Origin of the sequence: Nonomuraea sp. NPDC052116 (genome assembly GCF_040680035.1) — a bacterium.
GTDB classification, from domain to species: Bacteria; Actinomycetota; Actinomycetes; order Streptosporangiales; family Streptosporangiaceae; genus Nonomuraea; species Nonomuraea angiospora_A.
The window spans coordinates 450159-466239 of record NZ_JBFAWA010000001.1; the positions used below are offsets into that span (position 1 = coordinate 450159).

The following is a 16081-nucleotide window of genomic DNA, read 5'->3' on the forward strand; positions in this document are numbered from 1 at the left end:
CGGCCGGGCCGCTAGGGCCGGCCGCGACCCGAGCGGCGCATCTCCTTGGTGATGAGCTTCCACTTGTTCAGCTGCTCCTTGCGCAGGCGGGCATCGGTCCTGGAGGCCATCCAGGCCGCCTCCCGCTGCAGCTTGCGCCAGCTGTCCAGCCGCCGCTCCGGCAGCTCACCGGTCTCCAGGGCGGCCAGCACCGCGCAGCCCGGCTCGCCGGAGTGCCCGCAGTCGCCGAAGCGGCAGAGTCCGGCCAGCGCCTCGATGTCGGAGAAGACCAGGTCGACGCCGTCGGCGATGTCGTACAGGCCGATCCGCCGGATCCCGGGCGTGTCGATGACCAGCCCGCCGCCGGACAGCGGGATGAGCTCCCGGTGCACGGTGGTGTGCCGGCCCCGCCCGTCGGCGGCGCGCACCTGCTGGGTCTCCATGACGCTCTCCCCGGCCAGCGCGTTGACCAGGGTGGACTTGCCGGCTCCCGACGGGCCGAGGATCACGGCCGTACGCGATCCCTCCAGGTAGCCGGCGACCAGCGGGACCCCGTCGCCGTGCAGGGACGAGACCGCGTGCACGTCCACGCCGGGCGCGGCCACCCGGACGTCGTCGAGCAACTGGTCGAGCCCGTCCTCGAACAGGTCGGACTTGGTGATGAGCACCACGGGCGTGCCGCCGGACTCCCAGGCCAGCGCGACGAGGCGCTCGATGCGGCCGAGGTCGGCGAAGTCCGTGGAGTGCATGGACGGCTCGGCCACGAAGACGACGTCGACGTTCGCGGCGAGCACCTGGCCCTGGCCGTCGCCGGACAGGCCGCCCACCGAGTCGCGGCTCACGCCGCCCCTGATGAACGCGGTCGTCCGCGGCAGGACCTCGTCGAGCTCGTAGCGGCCCTCCGGGAGCAGCCTGAGCGCGACCCAGTCGCCCACGCACGGCAGCGCGACCGGGTCGGCGGCCGACGCCCTGCGGACGCGGGCGCCGTACTTGACGTGAAGCTGACCCTCGGCCGCGATCACCTCGGCGGCGCCGCGGTCGACGCGGGCCACGCGGGCGGGGACGGTGTCAGCGGGCAGCTCGGCGGCGCGGAGAGCGGTCCAGCCGAGCAGAGAAAGATCGTGATTCAACGCAGTGAAACCTTTGATCGAGAAGGGAAACCCGGCAGCTCAGCGGAGCCCGGGGAGGTGGACGAAGGGCACACGGAACGCGATGACCCGCATAGTCCTCACCTCCTCGATCAGTTGCCGCAGACTCTACGCACCTCTCCCGCAGGGACGCAATCGGATTAAGTATGGCGATCTGTTGAACCCTGCCTGGGCGGCTGGCCGTACCACCTGCCGACGGACCCGAGAAAGGGGAATGATGCACACCAGCACTTATCCCCCGCCCTCGGCCGAGGGAGCCGCCCCCATGGGGAAGCCGCGTTTTCGACACTGGATCCGCCGCGTACGGCCGGATGACGGGGTGCCAAATGACGGGGTGTCAAATGACGAGGCGGCAGTGTCCGCGCTCTACCGGGAGTATCACAGGCCGCTGCTGGCCTTCGTGATCAGGTTGACGGCGGGCGATCGGCAGTGGGCGGAAGACGTGGTGCAGGAGACCATGATCCGGGCTTGGCGCAGTGCGGAGCAGCTCGATCCCGAGTCGGTCTCGCTGATGCCCTGGCTGGCGACGGTCGCCAGACGTATCGTGATCGATGACCGGCGGCGCCGGGACGCCCGCCCTCGGGAGTCGGGTGACGGGCCGCTGGAGACGATGCCCGTGCCTGACGAGATGGAGGGCCTGCTGCACCAGGTGGTCGTGTCAGAGGCACTGAAGACTTTGTCGCCGGCACACCGCGAGATCCTCAACGAGACGATCTTGCGAGACCGGTCGGTCAACGACGCCGCCGAGGCGCTTGGCATCCCGGTCGGCACCGTGAAGTCCCGGGTCTATTACGCCGTTCGCGCGCTGCGGATCGCACTTGAGGAGAGGGGTGTGACGGCGTGACTTCGAGAGTCGAGCACACAGACGTGGGCGCGTACGCGCTCGGTCTGCTGGAGGAGGACGACAGGCACGCCTTCGAGGCCCATCTCCTGGGCTGCGCCCCCTGTCGCGCCGAGCTGTCCGATCTGTCCGGCATGGCCAGCGTGCTGAGCGGGATCGGCCCGATGGAGGACTACGGGGCGCCGTCCCCCGAACCGGTGATCGACCTGCTCCAGCGCAAGAAGAGGACGGACAGGAAGACCCGCAGGGGGACGTTCGTGATCGGGATGGCGGCGGCGGTCACGCTGGTGGCCGGCGGCCTGACGGTCGGCACGCAGCTCTCCGTCGGCGACGTCCCCCCGATGGCCGCCCCGGGGCACGGCAGCCACATGGGCCCGGCCGAGCAGTTCTTCGCCGACGGCACGCCCATCGAGGGGAAGGGCGTCGACGGGGTCACCGGCGGGCTGGTGGTCGAGTCGAAGGCCTGGGGCACGCACGCCGCGCTCAAGCTGGCCGGGGTGAAGGGGCCGCTCGAGTGCGAGCTGGTCTCGGTCGGCAAGTCGGGTGAGCGCCGGGTGATGACCGGGTGGTCCGTACCTCCAGCCGGGTACGGAGTGCCGGGTTCGCCCGATCCGCTCTACATGCACGGCGGCAGCGCGACGCCGCTGAAGGACATCGATCATTTCGAGGTGGTCACTTCGGCAGGCAAGAAGCTGCTCACCATCAACGCCTGACCCAACAGGCGCTCCAAGCCCTCCCGCCGCTGGTGGGAGGGCTTTTTCAGGTCTTCCGGCCTGTGTGCAAAATTACGGATTCGCGGGTTGAACCTCCTCCGATGCCCGGCGCGTACTGCCTGCCGTACCAACCGGAATATCAAACCGTTTAAGAGGTTTAGCCATGTTCATCCGAAAGTTCGCGATTCCTGGCACGCTGCTCGCCGCCGCCCTGCTCGCCTCCCCCGCTTCGCCGGCGAACGCCTCCGGTGACGACGTCTACCTCGCCGCGGGCCTGCGCGGCGACAACGAGGTGGGCGTCAAGGGCGACGCCGACGGGCGTTCGACGGTCGTGATCAGGATCAGCGGGAACGAGGTCACGTTCGCGGCCCGCTGGAACAAGATCGGCACCCCCACCGCCGGCCACGTCCACCTGGGCGCGAAGGGCGCGAATGGGGACGTCAGGCTCGAGTTCTTCACCAAGCCGCTGCCCGCCGGCGTGCTCGGCGTCACCGGGACCGTCAGGGCCGACAACGAGCTGGTCAAGGCGCTCATCGACAACCCCGGCAGCTTCTACGCCAACCTGCACGACGCCGACCACCCCAAGGGCGCGGTCCGCGGCCAGTTCCACCGGCTGAACAAGCCGATCGACCTCAACGGCGTGCTGCAGGGCAGCAACCAGGCCACGCTCTCCGCGCGCGCCGACGGGGCGCAGGAGGTGCCGGAGAACGACGGCAAGAAGCGCGGCGACCAGGACGGCCAGGCCGGCTGGTGGCTGCGTCCCGGCGGCTCGTCCATCGCGTACACGGCCTTCTGGTCGGGCCTCGGCGCGGTCACCAACGGCCACCTGCACAAGGGTTCCGCAGGCGGGAACGGTCCAGTGGTCGCCGACCTGTTCGCGGGCGCCCTGCCGGAGAACCTCACCGGCGTCGCGGGCGAGGCCCCGGTCGCCGCCGGCGTCGTCAAGCGCATCGCCGCCCACCCCGGCCGCTACTACGCGAACCTGCACACCTCCGACTTCGACGGCGGCGCCGTACGCGGCCAGCTGTCCGACCGGCCGTTCACCCACCCGCGCGCGCTCACCGCCGAGGTGCTGCGCGGCGCGCAGATCTACTCCTGCACGGCGCAGCCGAGCGGCGGGTACGCCTTCACCCAGCTCGGCGTCTCGGCCAGGCTGCGGCGCGGGATCGACCACTCGTTCGTGACTCCCGCCGCCGGACCGCCGCAGTGGATGGCTCCAGACGGGAGCGCGGTGCGCGGCTCGGTCGTCACCAAGACGCCCAACGGCGACGACAACATCCCCGAGCTCGTGCTGGACGCCACCCAGGCGGGCAAGGACAGCGGGCTGCTCGCGCACGCCACGCAGATCCTGCGCCTGAACACCACCGGCGGCGTCGCGCCGTCCGGCGCCTGCACGCCGGGCTCCGAGGCCCGGGTCCCGTACGGGGCCGACTACCTGTTCCTGGGCTGAGGCTTCCGGGGGACGATTCGGTCCCGTCCCCCGGAACGCCTTCCCCGGTCGATCCGGCCCACGTCCCCCGGGCCGCCGGTCGGCCGACCGCGAGCGGGGCACTCCGGCCCGCCCCGCTCGCACCGAACGCCCCGCCGCACTCCGGGAGCCCGTGCGGCGGGGCGTTCGCCGTCTTGCCCGCAGCCGCCCCGCACCGGCGTCTCCTCCGAGGAGACGCCGGCCCGGCGGAAGGTGGGCCGGTTACAGGCCCGGGGCCGGGAACTGGGCGGTGAGCTCGCTGACCTCGTGGTGCACGCGCGTGATGACGTCCTCCGCGTCCCCCTTGGCCAGGGCCGTGACGACCTCGTCCATCCAGGCGCCGATCTGGCGCATCTCGGCCTCGCCCATGCCCCGGGAGGTGACGGACGGGGTGCCGATGCGGATGCCCGACGGGTCGAACGGCTTGCGGGGGTCGAAGGGGACCGTGTTGTAGTTGGTCTCCAGCCCCGCCCGGTCGAGCGCCTGGGCGGCGGGCTTGCCGCCGATGCCCTTGGGCGTGAGGTCGAGCAGGATCAGGTGGTTGTCGGTGCCGCCGGAGACCAGGTCGAACCCGCGGGAGGCGAGCTCGTCGGCCAGGGTCCTGGCGTTGGCGACGACCTGGTGGGCGTAGTCGCGGAACGACGGCTGGGCGGCCTCGTGGAGCGCGACGGCGATGGCGGCGGTGGTGTGGTTGTGGGGCCCGCCCTGGAGGCCGGGGAAGACGGCCTTGTTGAGCGCCGTGGCGTGCTCGTCGGCCGTGGCCATCAGCATGGCGCCGCGCGGGCCGCGCAGCGTCTTGTGCGTGGTCGTGGAGATCACGTCGGCGTGGCCCACCGGGGACGGGTGCGCGCCGCCCGCCACCAGGCCGGCGATGTGGGCGATGTCGGCGGCCAGCACGGCCCCGACCTCGCGGGCGATCGAGGCGAAGCCCTCGAAGTCGATGGTGCGCGGGATCGCGGTGCCGCCGCAGAAGATCAGCTTCGGCCGGTGCTCGAGGGCGAGCTGCCGCACCTCGTCGAGGTCGATGCGGCCGGTGTCCTTGCGTACGCCGTAGCGGACCGGGTTGAACCACTTGCCGGTCGCGGAGACGGACCAGCCGTGGGTGAGGTGGCCGCCGAACGGCAGGCCCATGCCCATGACGGTGTCGCCCGGCTGCAGGAACGCCATGTAGATGGCGAGGTTGGCGGGCGAGCCGGAGTAGGGCTGGACGTTGGCGTGGTTGACGCCGAACAGCGACTTGGCCCGCTCGATGGCCACGGTCTCGATCTGGTCGATGACCTGCTGGCCCTCGTAGTAGCGCTTGCCCGCGTAGCCCTCGGAGTATTTGTTGGTGAGGACGGTGCCGGTGGCCTCGAGCACGGCCTTGGACACGTAGTTTTCGGACGCGATGAGCTTGACGGTGTCGGCCTGGCGGCGCTCTTCCGCCTTGATGAGCTCGGCGATCTGCGGGTCGACGCTCGCGAGAGAACTCATGATTCTCCTGTCATCGTTGACAATTGCGAAGACCCAGGCGCACGGCCTCCGCTCCTTTCGCTCCCCGGTGGTCGATCCCACCAAAATGCGCCAGTCGCGTCTCCTCGTAGACGATAGCGGATGTCACGGGGCCCATCCGTCGTGTCACGATGAGCTGACCGCCACGTTCCTGATGACCCCGAGCAGCACCAGATCGACGTCGGGCGTGGAGGGCAGGGGCGTCGGGCGCGAGGGCGTCCCGGGCGTCGGGGATAAGGGCATCACGGGGGGCGGGCTCTGGGGCACGACCGGTGTCCAGGTGTCGGAGACGACCCTGGTGGCCGTGCCCACCGCCACCTCGGCGCGGCCGAGCATCCGGTCCATGAGCTGCTGGGCGGTGGGGCGACGGGCCGCGTCCTTGTCGAGCGCCCGCTCCACCAGCGGCCTGATCCGCTCGTCGAGCCCGTCGAGCACGGGCGCGTGGTTGATCACCCGGTAGACGACCTCCGCGACCCCGCCGGTGCCGAACGGCGGCCGGCCCGTGCCCGCGTACGCCACCCCCAGGTGCCGCCGTCGAACCCGGCGTCCAGCACGGGCGCGGTGCAGAACCTGGCGACCCGCCGCGCGGCCTCGGCTTCCTTGCCGAACCGGCGCCTGAACTCCTCCCGCGCGGCCAGCTCGGGCCGCATCGTCTTCACGGCGACCCGCCGTCCGTCAGGGTCCTCGGCCAGATAGACGAGGCCCATGCCGCCCTCGCCCAGCTTGCGCACCAGGGTGTACGGCCCGACTCTCCGCTGCGCCTCCATATCGGGGGGACTCTATTTGGTACGGCTGACGCCCGGCCAGAGCCGGTCCACCTCGGCGTTCAGGATGGCCCCGATGAGCACGGCCAGGGCGGTGATGTAGAGCCAGAGGAGCACGGCGATGGGCGCGGCCAGCGACCCGTAGACGGAGACGGGCGAGAACCAGGCGGCCAGCACGGCCCGCAGCACCGCCGCGCACACGATCCACAGGAACAGCGCCAGGATCGCGCCGGGCAGCTCCCGGTACCACTTGGTCCGCACCGGCACGCTGACGTGGTAGAGCACGGTCAGGAACAGGACCGAGCCGATGATCACGACCGGCCAGTAGAGGATGTCGATGAGGACGCCGTACTGGGCGGGCAGGGCGTCCCTGAGCAGGGTCGGCCCGATGACCAGGATCGGCATGACGATGATGCCGATGATCAGGCCGACGACGTAGAGGCCGAACGACATCAGCCTGGTACGGATAATGCCGCGCTCCTCGCCGAGCCCGTAGGCCACGGAGATGAGGTCGACGTACACGTAAAGAGCCCGGGAGCCGGACCAGAGCGACAGCAGGAAGCCGACCGAGATGATCGACACCTTGCTCGCGTCGTCGCTGAGGACGTCGGTGAGGAGCGGGTTGATCACCTTGTTCACGGCCTCTTCCGTGAACAGCACCCCCGCCTGCGCGATCACCCAGGCCTTGACCTGAGCGACCACGCTGGAGCCCAGCCAGGTGCCGAGCTTGGCCAGCACGCCGATGAGGCCCAGCACGAACGGCGGCAGCGACAGCAGCGCGAAGAACGCCGCCTCACCTGCCAGGCCGGTGACCCGGTAGGTGACGCCGGCGTTGGTGGCCGCGCGGACGATCGCCCACGACTTCGTGTCGAGCACCCAGCTCAGCCTGGCCCTGGCGTTGGAGACGAGCCCTCTCTTCGGCCGGGGAGGCGCATCGGTGGACGTCATGGCACCCAACGGTATTCGCAGTGACTCTTCGGGACAGCTTACGTCCCCGAGACTGCCTGCCCTAGTCGTTGTCAACGATGCGTGCGCCCAGCGGAAGCAGGGAAACGGGGACGAGCTTGAGGTTCGCGATGCCCATCGGGATGCCGATGATCGACAGGAACAGCGGGATCGACGTCACGACGTGCCCGATGGCCAGCCAGACGCCGGCGACCACGCACCAGATGACGTTGCCGATCAGGGAGAACGCGCCCGCGTCGGGGTCGCGCACCACGGTCCTGCCGAACGGCCACAGCGCGTACGCCGCGATCCGGAACGACGCGACGCCGAACGGGATCGTGACGATCAGGATGCAGCAGATGATCCCGGCCAGCGCGTAGCCGGCGGCCAGCCAGAGTCCCGCGAAGATCAGCCAGATGACGTTCAGAATCGTGCGCATACCTGAAGGATCTCACCGGCCGGGCCGCCCGCGTCATCCGGCAAGACCCTGACTTCACCCTGACCTGGGCGCCCGCCCCTTGCCGGGCGGCCCGGCGAATGCCTGCGCGATCTCCATCCAGGCCCGCGCGGGCTCGCCGGTCAGCTCCAGCGCGGTGTCGGACAGGTGGACGCGCTGGGTGACGGCCAGGCAGAAGTCGAGGACGGTACCGCGGACGAGGCCGTCGGCTCCCTCGGGCCCCGCCGTCCACGTGGTCCCGTCCGGCATGGCCAGCTCGGCGCGCACGGTCTCCTCGGGCACCGGCAGGCCGCGCACGGCGAAGCTGAAGGGACGGGCGCGGAAGCCCATCATGGCCACGTGGCGCAGCCGGGCCGTCGGCTCACGGGTGACGCCGAGCGCGTCGGCCACGTCCTGGCCGTGCGCCCACGTCTCCATCAGCCGCGCGGTCACGAAGGAGGCGGCCGACATGGCGGGGCCGAACCACGGCACCCGTTCGCGCGCGTCCAGCGTCGCGAACACCTCCAGGCTGCGGGAGCGGGCCGCGCGGAACCACGCGCGCAGCTCGGCCGGCGGCATCCCGCGCGACTCGAGGGTGAGGTCGTCCACGGACGTGAAGCCCGCCGGCGAGGCCTGGAAGCCGCCGGGGTCGGTGGCCGCGCGCACGGCGGCCTCGTCGAACCAGGCCAGATGGCTCATCTGGTCACGGATCGCCCAGCCCTCGGCGGGCGTGGGCCGCTCCCAGTCCTCGTCCCTCAGAGGATCGAGCAGAGCTTCGAGGGACGCGGTCTCGGCACGCAGGTCGTCGAGCAGCTCGGCCATGAGATCCACGCCCGCCAGCCTAACCCGAACAACGTTCTAGGAGAATAATCGTCATGTGATCTGTGAGAGCTGCAAGGACAAACGCCACGAGGACTGCCGCGGGGGCTCCTGGTGCGATTGCCAGCACCAGGTCCAGGAGAAGCCCCACGAGCCCGACCTCAGCTGGAAGAGCCAGGGCTGAGCGAGCTGGACAGTCCCACACTCTGGACCCTGTCTTGGACAAACGGGACGGCCAGAGTATCTTCTAGGTATGCCAGCGGACCCCATGCTCGTCGGTCGACGCCACGTCGACCTTCAGCGTGTCCGCAGTGCCATCTGTTGCGACGCCCGCCAGTAACCCATCCTTTTCACCGCTGAGCGCGTCGCACACCTCCTCTCCACCCCTGCCCTCGACGACGAGGCAGGAGGAACCCTGCGCGCGCCCATGAACCGAAGGACGCGCAATGAGCACCCCTGCCAGCCGCACTCCTGCCAGCCGGCACCACAAACGCCCGCGCGGCGAAGGCCAGTGGGCTCTCGGTTACCGTGAGCCGCTCAACAAGAACGAAGAGAACAAGAAGAACGACGACGGCCTCAACGTCCGCCAGCGCATCATCGACATCTACTCCAAGCGGGGCTTCGACTCGATCGACCCGGCCGACCTGCGCGGCCGCATGCGCTGGTACGGCCTCTACACCCAGCGCAAGCCCGGCATCGACGGCGGCAAGACCGCCATCCTGGAGCCGGAGGAGCTCGACGACCGCTACTTCATGCTGCGGGTGCGCATCGACGGCGGCCAGCTCGACCTCGCCCAGCTGCGCACGATCGCCGACATCTCCAACGAGTACGGCCGCGGCACCGCCGACCTGACCGACCGCCAGAACATCCAGCTCCACTGGATCGAGATCGAGTCGGTGCCGGACATCTGGGAGCGCCTGGAGGCCGTGGGCCTGTCCACCACCGAGGCGTGCGGCGACACCCCCCGCGTGATCCTGGGCTGCCCGCTGGCCGGGATCGACGCCGACGAGGTGCTCGACGCGACCGAGCAGATCCACGAGGTGCAAGAGCGGATCGTGGGCAACCCGGCGTACTCCAACCTGCCCCGCAAGTTCAAGTCGGCGCTGAGCGGCTGCACCGCCCACTGCACGGTGCACGAGATCAACGACATCGCGTTCGTCGGCGTGGTCAACGAGCAGGGCGAGGTCGGCTACGACCTGTGGGTGGGCGGCGGGCTGTCGACCAACCCGATGCTGGGCAAGCGGATCGGCGTGTTCGTCCGGCCGGAGCAGGCGGTCGACGTCTTCGAGGGCGTGGTCGGGATCTTCCGCGACTACGGCTACCGGCGGCTGCGGCACCGGGCCCGCATCAAGTTCCTGGTCAACGACTGGGGAGTCGAGAAGTTCCGCGAAGTTCTCGAACAGGAGTACCTCAAGGAGCCGCTGCCCGACGGGCCCGCCCCCGAGCTGCCGCGCGGCAGCCGCCGCGACCACGTGGGCGTCTTCCCGCAGAAGGACGGCAACTTCTACGTCGGCTTCGCGCCCAAGGTGGGCCGGCTCGACGGCGACAGGCTGCACCTGATCGCCGACATCGCCGAGCGGCACGGCTCCGGCCGGGTCCGCACGACCGTCGAGCAGAAGATGGTCATCCTCGACGTCGCGCCCGACCAGGTCGACTCGATCGTGGCCGAGCTGGAGGCCAACGACCTGCGGGTCCGGCCGTCCACGTTCCGCCGCCAGACGATGGCCTGCACCGGCATCGAGTACTGCAAGCTGGCCATCGTCGAGACCAAGGCCGCGGCCGCCGACCTGATCGACGAGCTGGAGCGGCGGCTGCCGACCTTCGAGGAGCCGCTGACGATCAACGTCAACGGCTGCCCCAACTCCTGCGCCCGCATCCAGGTCGCCGACATCGGCCTCAAGGGACAGCTCGTGGTGGACGAGAACGGCGACCAGGTCGAGGGCTTCCAGATCCACCTGGGCGGCTCCCTCGGCGTCAATGCCGGCTTCGGGCGCAAGGTGCGCGGCCTCAAGACCACCGCCAAGGCGCTGCCCGACTACGTGGAGCGCGTCGTCAAGCACTTCGACGCCCAGAAGAAGGAAGGCGAGTCGTTCGCCGACTGGGTGCAGCGGGCCGACGAGGCGGACCTCAAATGAGCGAGCGAGCGGTCCCGTTCCACTGCCCGTACTGCGGCGACGAGGACCTCGAACCCTACGAGGGGGACGGCGGCTGGTACTGCCGCGCCTGCGCCCGCGCCTTCAAGCTCAAGTTTCTCGGGATCGGAGTGAAGATATGACGCTCGTGGACATCGAGGTCGGCCTGAAACAGCAGCGCGGCACCCTTGACCTGCAGGACATCGTCGAGTCCGCCGCGACGTTCCTCGAGGGCGCCCCCGCCCGCGAGATCATCCGCTGGGCGGCGGCGACGTTCGGCGACCGGCTGTGCCTGACCTCCTCGATGAGCGACGCCCTCCTGATCGACCTGGTGAGCAGGGTCAAGCCCGGCGTGGACGTGCTGTTCATCGACACCGGCTACCACTTCGCCGAGACGATCGGCACGCGTGACGCGGTGCGCCAGGTCTATGACGTCAACGTGATCGACATCAAGCCGTCGCGGACGGTCGAGGAGCAGGATCGCGACCTCGGCCCGCGCCTGTTCGGCCGCAATCCCGACCTGTGCTGCTTCCTGCGCAAGGTCGAGCCGCTCAACCGGGCGCTGGAGCCGTACCTGGCCTGGATCTCCGGCATCCGCCGCGACGAGTCCTCCAGCCGCGCCGACTCCAAGGTCGTCGAGTGGGACGCCAAGCGGCAGATGGTCAAGGTCAACCCGATCGCGGCCTGGACCCAGGAGGACGTCGACAACTACATCGCCGACAACGGGGTGCTGATCAACCCGTTGCACTACGACAACTACCCCTCGATCGGCTGCGCGCCGTGCACGCGGCAGGTCGCGGAGGGAGAGGATCCGCGCAGCGGACGCTGGGCGGGCCTGGGGAAGGTCGAATGCGGCATTCACCTGTGATCCCCAGCAGGGGACCCGTCCCGTTGGCAGGCGGGGCGGCCCCCGGCCGCGTGCCACTGGTGGCGGTGGCGCACGGGTCGCGAGACCCGCGTGCCGCCGCCACCGTGGCCGCGCTGCTCGACCGGGTACGCCTGGCGCGCCCTGAGGTGCCCGTACGGGTGGCGTACCTCGACCACTGCACCCCGGCACTGGGACAGGCGCTGAGCGGCCTCCAGGAGGCCGTTGTGCTGCCGCTGCTGCTCACCGAGGCCTACCACAGCCGGGTGGACCTGCCGGCGGCGCTGAACGAGGTCCGGGCGCGCGAGCCGCGCCTGCGCGTGCACTATGGCAGCACGCTGGGGCCGCACCCGCTGCTGCTGACGGCGCTGGAGCGGCGCCTGGCCGAGGCGGGCGTGCGCGCCGGGGACCCGGAGACCGCGGTCGTGCTGGTGTCGGCGGGTTCGAGCGACGCCAGGGCCAACGCGGTGATCGCGGGGCAGGCGCGGGCGTGGCGGCGTTCCGGCTGGTGGACGGTGTCCGCCGGCTACGCGTCGGCCGCCGATCCGTCGCCGGCCGAGGCCGTGGCCGCGCTCAGGCGGGCGGGCGCGCCGAAGGTCGTCGTCGCCCCGTACCTGCTGGCGCCCGGCTACTTCGCGGACAAGGTACGGCAGACGAGCCTGGAGGCCGGGGCCGCGGTCGTGTCGGACGTGCTCGGACCGGCGCCGGAGCTGGTGGAGGTGCTCCTGGAGCGTTACGAGGCGGCCCAGCGGCAGCCGGTGTCCTCCCTGGTCGGCTGAGCCGGGGTCAGTAGCCCCACCGGTCGCCGCGGCGGTCCCCGCGCGCCTGCCTGCCCAGCTCACGGGCCTGCCGGTTCAGCTCGCGGGTCTCCTGCCGCACCTGCCGGCCCAGCGCCCGCCAGTCCTCGCCGTGCAGCCGCCGCCAGTGCTCCCGCCAGGCCGCGAACGCGCGCTGCACCGGCTGCGCCTGCGAGTCGCCGATCACCTTGACGTCCCCCATCACGGCGTACGCGCGCACGCGCACCACCGGGACGTTCATGCCGGGGGCCGCCTGGAGAACGTCCACCCGCTTGTCGCCCATGACGGCCACGCCGTCGAGGTCCACGTTCACGCCGTCGGGGACGATGATCTTGACGTCGCCCATCACGGAGACGGCCATGATGTCCACCATGTCCGTGCGCACCTCGGCCTCGCGCAGGTCGAGCACCACGTCGCCCATCACGGCGACCGCGCCGAGCTCCTGGTCGATCCGCCAGGTCCCGCGCCGCTTGGAGTCGCCCATGAAGCCCACGAACCACCGCCGCTTCCTGCCCGTGGGCACCGGGGCGGGCGCCGGCGCCGGCGCGGGCGTGACTCCCCCCGGCAGGTCCTGGGTGAGCAGGGCCAGCTCGGCGTGCGTGGTCGCGGAATAGGCGGCCTCGGTACGGTCGGTCAGCTCGGCGAGCGTCAGCCTGCCCTCCACCGATGCGACACGCAGCTGCTCGACGACGGCCTCGCGCTCGGCGTCCGAGGCGCGGAGCCCACCGGGATCAGTCATACTCGCAACATATCGCGTCTTGCCGGGAATGTGACTCCTCCCCGAGAAGGAAAACATGTCATCCCTTGTAGGTGTTTGAACCTAGACGCCGCTTTGGCGCGTACCAAGCGATGACACGGGGCTCTGGCTTGGCCCGGGGCGCGGCCGGACCAGGCTAGGGTCCCTGTCATGCATGAGGAACAGCTCTACCGCGCGGCGTTGAACGGCGAGACCGAGACCGTGGGCAAGCTGCTCACCGGCGGCGCCGATCCCAACAGCCCAGGTGAGGAGGGGTTGCCGCTGTGCGCGGCCGCCGCCTGGGACCGCGTGGAGGTGGCCGGCGCGCTCCTGACGGCCGGTGCCGACGTGAACGGCCGGGAGGAGGGCGGCTGGACGGCGCTGCACTGGGCCGCCTCCAACGGCCACGCCGCCACCGCCAAGGCGTTGATCGAGGCGGGCGCGGAGGTCGACGCGGCCAACGAGTCCGGTGACACCCCGCTCACGCTGGCCGTCCGGCGCGGCGCGCTGGGCGTGGTGCAGGTGCTGCTCGAAGCGGGCGCCGATGCCGAGAAGTACGACGGCGACGGCGACACGCCGCTCGAGATCGCCGCCTCCTGGGTGGGCGTGCACCTGGAGAGCGCGCTGCTCGACCAGATCGAGAAGGAGGGCTGGGAGTACGTCGTGGCCCGCCAGTACGCCAAGGACGGCACCGAGCTGGTCACGGTGGCCGGACGCGCGGCCGACGGCTCGGAGAGCGAGCAGGTGCAGGCCCAGCGCGGCCACGCCGCCGTCGCGACCCTGCTGGAGGACGCGACGGGCACGTACACGCCGGTGGAGCAGCTCGTGGCGCGGGCCGTCGCGCACCGCGACATCGACGAGGACGCCGAGACCTGGTGGATCGTGGCCGACTCGCTGGGCAAGCGGGCGGACGACGAGACGTACGAGGCGCTGGTCCGGCTGTGCGGGAGCGAGGACGCCAGGGAGCGGGAGTTCGGGGTCGACGCGATCGCCCAGTTCGGGTTCGCGGAGGGGGAGAAGCCCTACCTCGACACGACGCTGCCGCTGCTGCAGAAGATGGTCACCACCGAGGGCAACCCGCAGGTGCTGCGGTCGGTCCTGGCCGCGCTCGGGCACCAGGGGGACGCCCGCGCGCTGCGGTACGTGCTGGACGTCATCGGGCGTCCCGGGCACAAGCGCACGATGACGGACGCGATCGCGCTGGCCGACGTGCTGCCGCCGGGCCACGAGGAGGGCCTGGCGCTGCTGATCGCGATGACGGAGGACGAGGACACGGAGGTGCGCGACTGGGCCACCGCCGGGCTCGCCGGGCTGTCCGAGGACACGCCCGTCATCCGTGAGGCCCTGGCCGCCCGCCTCGCCGACGCCGACCTGCGCACGGTGGCCGAGGCCACGCGCGGGCTGCTGACGCGCGGCGACGAGCGCGCTTCGCAGGGGGTGGAGCGGGTGCTGGCGGAGAGCGACGACGAATACGAGCGGGACCTCGTCAGCCAGCCCGTCACCGGCTGACCCGCACCCTCCCGCCGGTCCGGGGAGTGCTCAGTCGCCGTTGAGCACGCGCGTCACCCATTCCAGGGTGCCGGTGCGCAGGGCCTCCTCGGCCAGCCGTTTCCCGGTCGGGGTCGTCAGGGCGTCCAGGGAGCTGTCGATCCAGCCCTGGACGTTCTGGTGCCCCTGTTCCCGGTATTCGACCGCCTGGATGAGGCATTCCAGCTTGTCCGCGTCCCGGGCGCAGACGGCTTCGAGGCTGGCCTTCTCCTCGTACTCCCCCACCGCGTCGCCGACCATGTCCGCCACCTCCGCGGGCAGGCCGCGCATCTGGTCGGCGGTGACGTCCTCGTTGGAGGCCGCCTTGAGGTAGCGCTTGCCGATGTACGGGATGTCGGTGATGCGGGTCTCCTGGGTGTCGTGGAAGAGGCTCATGAACGCGGCCCGCTCCGGATTCGCGCCTTCGAGCCTCGCGATCACGCCGGCAATGACGGCCGCGCGGAACGAGTGCTCGGCGATGCTCTCCGGGTCCCGTACGCCCGCCACCAGCCACCCGGTCCGCTTGTAGCGCTTGAGCAGCCCGAACTCGTACAGAAGCCCCGCCAGTCCCGTCGCGTCGTCCATCACGGGGACCCTCCTCTCCTACGGCAAATGCCGTGGCCGTTTCGCCGGCCACGGCATTTGTCATCGACCGTTCTCCGAAAACGGGAGCTGTTTCAGCTCACCGGTTAATTCTCGCCGCCGAAGATATCCCGCCAGTCGTCCCCGTTGGGCCACCAGCTGTCGTTCTGGCCCGTCTCGTCCTGGCCCGTCTCTTCGGGGGCCTCGAACTGGTCGTCGTCCTTGACCGGATGCTCCTTGACGGGTGGCGCCACCACCGTCGGCCTCGTCTCCTGCACCGGATGGTGGTGGTGATGATGGGGACGCGGCTGACGGATGCGGATGATCTCTTCGTCGTCGCGACGGTGGTGGTGGCGACCGCCCCAGCCGCCCCAGCCCCACGGGCCACACCAGGGGCGCCAGCATCCTCCCCCGCCCCATCCGCGACGACCGCAGTGCTTGCCACAGAGCGGCGGCTTCTCGTTCGAGATGACCCCGACGCCCGCCGGGACGGCGGCGCTGCTGGGCACCGCGCTCGCCGCGGCCGCCAGACCCGTGGGCAGGAACAGGGAGCCGACGATGGCGCCGGCCAGCGTTAGTGTCGCGGCCCGCCCATGGCGAGGCGTCCGCGATTGCCGACTTTCAGTGTTCACGTGCATTCGTTTCCGTTCATGGGTAGATCGGCCCGAAATCCAGTGCCCACTATCTCCGCAGGCACTCAGACAGGGGCAGACGTACCCATGTGAATATTCTCGCCTAACTATGTAAACCCAAATAACCTGTCAAAACCCGGCGGGGTCATTAAACGATGGTTTTGCGAGTTACTTAAAGGACCTCGCGCTATATCCCAGGGCATTTC

At 70.5% G+C, this 16081-nt stretch carries 19 protein-coding genes and 1 riboswitch; of the genes, 9 read left to right on the forward strand and 10 right to left on the reverse strand.

The genetic code is table 11. The annotated features are described in order from the left end of the window. Positions 1–11 precede the first annotated feature (11 nt). Positions 12–1109, reverse strand: coding sequence for a ribosome small subunit-dependent GTPase A (gene rsgA / locus AB0L65_RS02040; protein ID WP_364239489.1), 1098 nt, complete (start codon positions 1107–1109; stop codon positions 12–14). 283 nt (positions 1110–1392) lie between these two features. Between rsgA and AB0L65_RS02045 the strand changes: the two genes are divergently transcribed. The 3 genes from AB0L65_RS02045 (at position 1393) to AB0L65_RS02055 (ending at position 4131) form a co-directional block, all read left to right on the forward strand. Next, positions 1393–1971 (forward strand): sigma-70 family RNA polymerase sigma factor, encoded by a 579-nt coding sequence (locus tag AB0L65_RS02045; protein WP_350722658.1) that lies wholly within the window; start codon positions 1393–1395, stop codon positions 1969–1971. Further along, positions 1968–2681, forward strand: coding sequence for a zf-HC2 domain-containing protein (locus AB0L65_RS02050; RefSeq protein WP_364239491.1), 714 nt, complete (start codon positions 1968–1970; stop codon positions 2679–2681). Before AB0L65_RS02045 ends, AB0L65_RS02050 begins: the two co-directional genes overlap by 4 nt. A 163-nt stretch (positions 2682–2844) precedes the next feature. Beyond that, positions 2845–4131, forward strand: coding sequence for a CHRD domain-containing protein (locus AB0L65_RS02055; RefSeq protein ID WP_364239492.1), 1287 nt, complete (start codon positions 2845–2847; stop codon positions 4129–4131). Between the two features lie 240 nt (positions 4132–4371). On the opposite strand, the gene glyA is transcribed toward AB0L65_RS02055, so the two are convergent. From glyA to AB0L65_RS02085, 6 genes are all read right to left on the reverse strand, one after another. Further along, a complete protein-coding gene (gene glyA, locus AB0L65_RS02060) occupies positions 4372–5622 on the reverse strand; it encodes a serine hydroxymethyltransferase (RefSeq protein WP_364239494.1) in 1251 nt (416 codons plus the stop codon). Positions 5623–5646: 24 nt separating this feature from the next. After that, positions 5647–5723: riboswitch (ZMP/ZTP riboswitch) on the reverse strand. Positions 5724–5766: 43 nt separating this feature from the next. After that, positions 5767–6159, reverse strand: a complete 393-nt coding sequence (locus tag AB0L65_RS02065; RefSeq protein ID WP_364239495.1) for a hypothetical protein — start codon at positions 6157–6159, stop codon at positions 5767–5769. Then, positions 6090–6407, reverse strand: coding sequence for a hypothetical protein (locus AB0L65_RS02070; protein WP_364239497.1), 318 nt, complete (start codon positions 6405–6407; stop codon positions 6090–6092). Before AB0L65_RS02070 ends, AB0L65_RS02065 begins: the two co-directional genes overlap by 70 nt. 12 nt (positions 6408–6419) lie before the next feature. Beyond that, positions 6420–7352, reverse strand: a complete 933-nt coding sequence (locus AB0L65_RS02075; protein WP_350722668.1) for a YihY/virulence factor BrkB family protein — start codon at positions 7350–7352, stop codon at positions 6420–6422. 61 nt (positions 7353–7413) lie between these two features. After that, a complete protein-coding gene (locus AB0L65_RS02080) occupies positions 7414–7788 on the reverse strand; it encodes a YccF domain-containing protein (protein ID WP_350722670.1) in 375 nt (124 codons plus the stop codon). A 54-nt stretch (positions 7789–7842) separates the two neighbouring features. Next, positions 7843–8607 (reverse strand): TIGR03084 family metal-binding protein, encoded by a 765-nt coding sequence (locus AB0L65_RS02085; RefSeq protein ID WP_364239718.1) that lies wholly within the window; start codon positions 8605–8607, stop codon positions 7843–7845. Positions 8608–8857: 250 nt separating this feature from the next. Here AB0L65_RS02085 and AB0L65_RS02090 point away from each other — a divergent pair, with 250 nt between their 5' ends. The 5 genes from AB0L65_RS02090 to AB0L65_RS02110 all read left to right on the forward strand — a co-directional run bounded on the left by AB0L65_RS02090 (position 8858) and on the right by AB0L65_RS02110 (position 12380). After that, positions 8858–8944, forward strand: coding sequence for a putative leader peptide (locus AB0L65_RS02090; RefSeq protein ID WP_364239720.1), 87 nt, complete (start codon positions 8858–8860; stop codon positions 8942–8944). 106 nt (positions 8945–9050) lie between these two features. Continuing rightward, on the forward strand, positions 9051–10739 hold the full coding sequence (locus AB0L65_RS02095) for a nitrite/sulfite reductase (protein ID WP_364239498.1): 1689 nt from the start codon (positions 9051–9053) through the stop codon (positions 10737–10739). After that, the gene (locus AB0L65_RS02100; RefSeq protein ID WP_185077756.1) at positions 10736–10879 is read left to right on the forward strand and encodes an Insertion element protein; all 144 of its coding nucleotides are present in this window, start codon (positions 10736–10738) and stop codon (positions 10877–10879) included. Before AB0L65_RS02095 ends, AB0L65_RS02100 begins: the two co-directional genes overlap by 4 nt. Next, complete coding sequence (locus AB0L65_RS02105; protein WP_350722673.1) at positions 10876–11604, forward strand: phosphoadenylyl-sulfate reductase; 729 nt, start codon at positions 10876–10878, stop codon at positions 11602–11604. Before AB0L65_RS02100 ends, AB0L65_RS02105 begins: the two co-directional genes overlap by 4 nt. Continuing rightward, a complete protein-coding gene (locus AB0L65_RS02110; RefSeq protein WP_363965766.1) occupies positions 11586–12380 on the forward strand; it encodes a sirohydrochlorin chelatase in 795 nt (264 codons plus the stop codon). The genes AB0L65_RS02105 and AB0L65_RS02110 overlap by 19 nt, the downstream gene beginning before the upstream one ends. A gap of 7 nt (positions 12381–12387) precedes the next feature. Here AB0L65_RS02110 and AB0L65_RS02115 read toward each other — a convergent pair whose 3' ends face one another. Continuing rightward, positions 12388–13137 carry a DUF1707 domain-containing protein gene (locus AB0L65_RS02115; RefSeq protein WP_364239500.1) on the reverse strand — a complete coding sequence of 250 codons (750 nt, stop codon included), beginning with the start codon at positions 13135–13137 and terminating at the stop codon, positions 12388–12390. A gap of 168 nt (positions 13138–13305) precedes the next feature. Here AB0L65_RS02115 and AB0L65_RS02120 point away from each other — a divergent pair, with 168 nt between their 5' ends. Then, entirely contained in the window at positions 13306–14643 is a 1338-nt protein-coding gene (locus AB0L65_RS02120) for an ankyrin repeat domain-containing protein (RefSeq protein ID WP_364239501.1), read from the forward strand. A 30-nt stretch (positions 14644–14673) separates the two neighbouring features. On the opposite strand, the gene AB0L65_RS02125 is transcribed toward AB0L65_RS02120, so the two are convergent. Then, a complete protein-coding gene (locus tag AB0L65_RS02125) occupies positions 14674–15246 on the reverse strand; it encodes an HD domain-containing protein (protein ID WP_357732042.1) in 573 nt (190 codons plus the stop codon). A 104-nt stretch (positions 15247–15350) separates the two neighbouring features. Beyond that, positions 15351–15875 carry a hypothetical protein gene (locus AB0L65_RS02130; protein WP_364239502.1) on the reverse strand — a complete coding sequence of 175 codons (525 nt, stop codon included), beginning with the start codon at positions 15873–15875 and terminating at the stop codon, positions 15351–15353. Positions 15876–16081 lie beyond the last annotated feature (206 nt).

What these genes read in the sequence shown, in the direction of transcription:
- AB0L65_RS02045 (WP_350722658.1), top strand. Translation starts at nt 1,393, where the DNA reads ATGGGGAAGCCGCGTTTTCGACACTGGATCCGCCGCGTACGGCCGGAT.
- AB0L65_RS02055 (WP_364239492.1), top strand. Translation starts at nt 2,845, where the DNA reads ATGTTCATCCGAAAGTTCGCGATTCCTGGCACGCTGCTCGCCGCCGCC.
- glyA (WP_364239494.1), bottom strand. Translation starts at nt 5,622, where the DNA reads ATGAGTTCTCTCGCGAGCGTCGACCCGCAGATCGCCGAGCTCATCAAG.
- AB0L65_RS02070 (WP_364239497.1), bottom strand. Translation starts at nt 6,407, where the DNA reads ATGGAGGCGCAGCGGAGAGTCGGGCCGTACACCCTGGTGCGCAAGCTG.
- AB0L65_RS02075 (WP_350722668.1), bottom strand. Translation starts at nt 7,352, where the DNA reads ATGACGTCCACCGATGCGCCTCCCCGGCCGAAGAGAGGGCTCGTCTCC.
- AB0L65_RS02080 (WP_350722670.1), bottom strand. Translation starts at nt 7,788, where the DNA reads ATGCGCACGATTCTGAACGTCATCTGGCTGATCTTCGCGGGACTCTGG.
- AB0L65_RS02085 (WP_364239718.1), bottom strand. Translation starts at nt 8,607, where the DNA reads ATGGCCGAGCTGCTCGACGACCTGCGTGCCGAGACCGCGTCCCTCGAA.
- AB0L65_RS02090 (WP_364239720.1), top strand. Translation starts at nt 8,858, where the DNA reads ATGCCAGCGGACCCCATGCTCGTCGGTCGACGCCACGTCGACCTTCAG.
- AB0L65_RS02095 (WP_364239498.1), top strand. Translation starts at nt 9,051, where the DNA reads ATGAGCACCCCTGCCAGCCGCACTCCTGCCAGCCGGCACCACAAACGC.
- AB0L65_RS02100 (WP_185077756.1), top strand. Translation starts at nt 10,736, where the DNA reads ATGAGCGAGCGAGCGGTCCCGTTCCACTGCCCGTACTGCGGCGACGAG.
- AB0L65_RS02105 (WP_350722673.1), top strand. Translation starts at nt 10,876, where the DNA reads ATGACGCTCGTGGACATCGAGGTCGGCCTGAAACAGCAGCGCGGCACC.
- AB0L65_RS02110 (WP_363965766.1), top strand. Translation starts at nt 11,586, where the DNA reads ATGCGGCATTCACCTGTGATCCCCAGCAGGGGACCCGTCCCGTTGGCA.
- AB0L65_RS02115 (WP_364239500.1), bottom strand. Translation starts at nt 13,137, where the DNA reads ATGACTGATCCCGGTGGGCTCCGCGCCTCGGACGCCGAGCGCGAGGCC.
- AB0L65_RS02120 (WP_364239501.1), top strand. Translation starts at nt 13,306, where the DNA reads ATGCATGAGGAACAGCTCTACCGCGCGGCGTTGAACGGCGAGACCGAG.
- AB0L65_RS02125 (WP_357732042.1), bottom strand. Translation starts at nt 15,246, where the DNA reads ATGGACGACGCGACGGGACTGGCGGGGCTTCTGTACGAGTTCGGGCTG.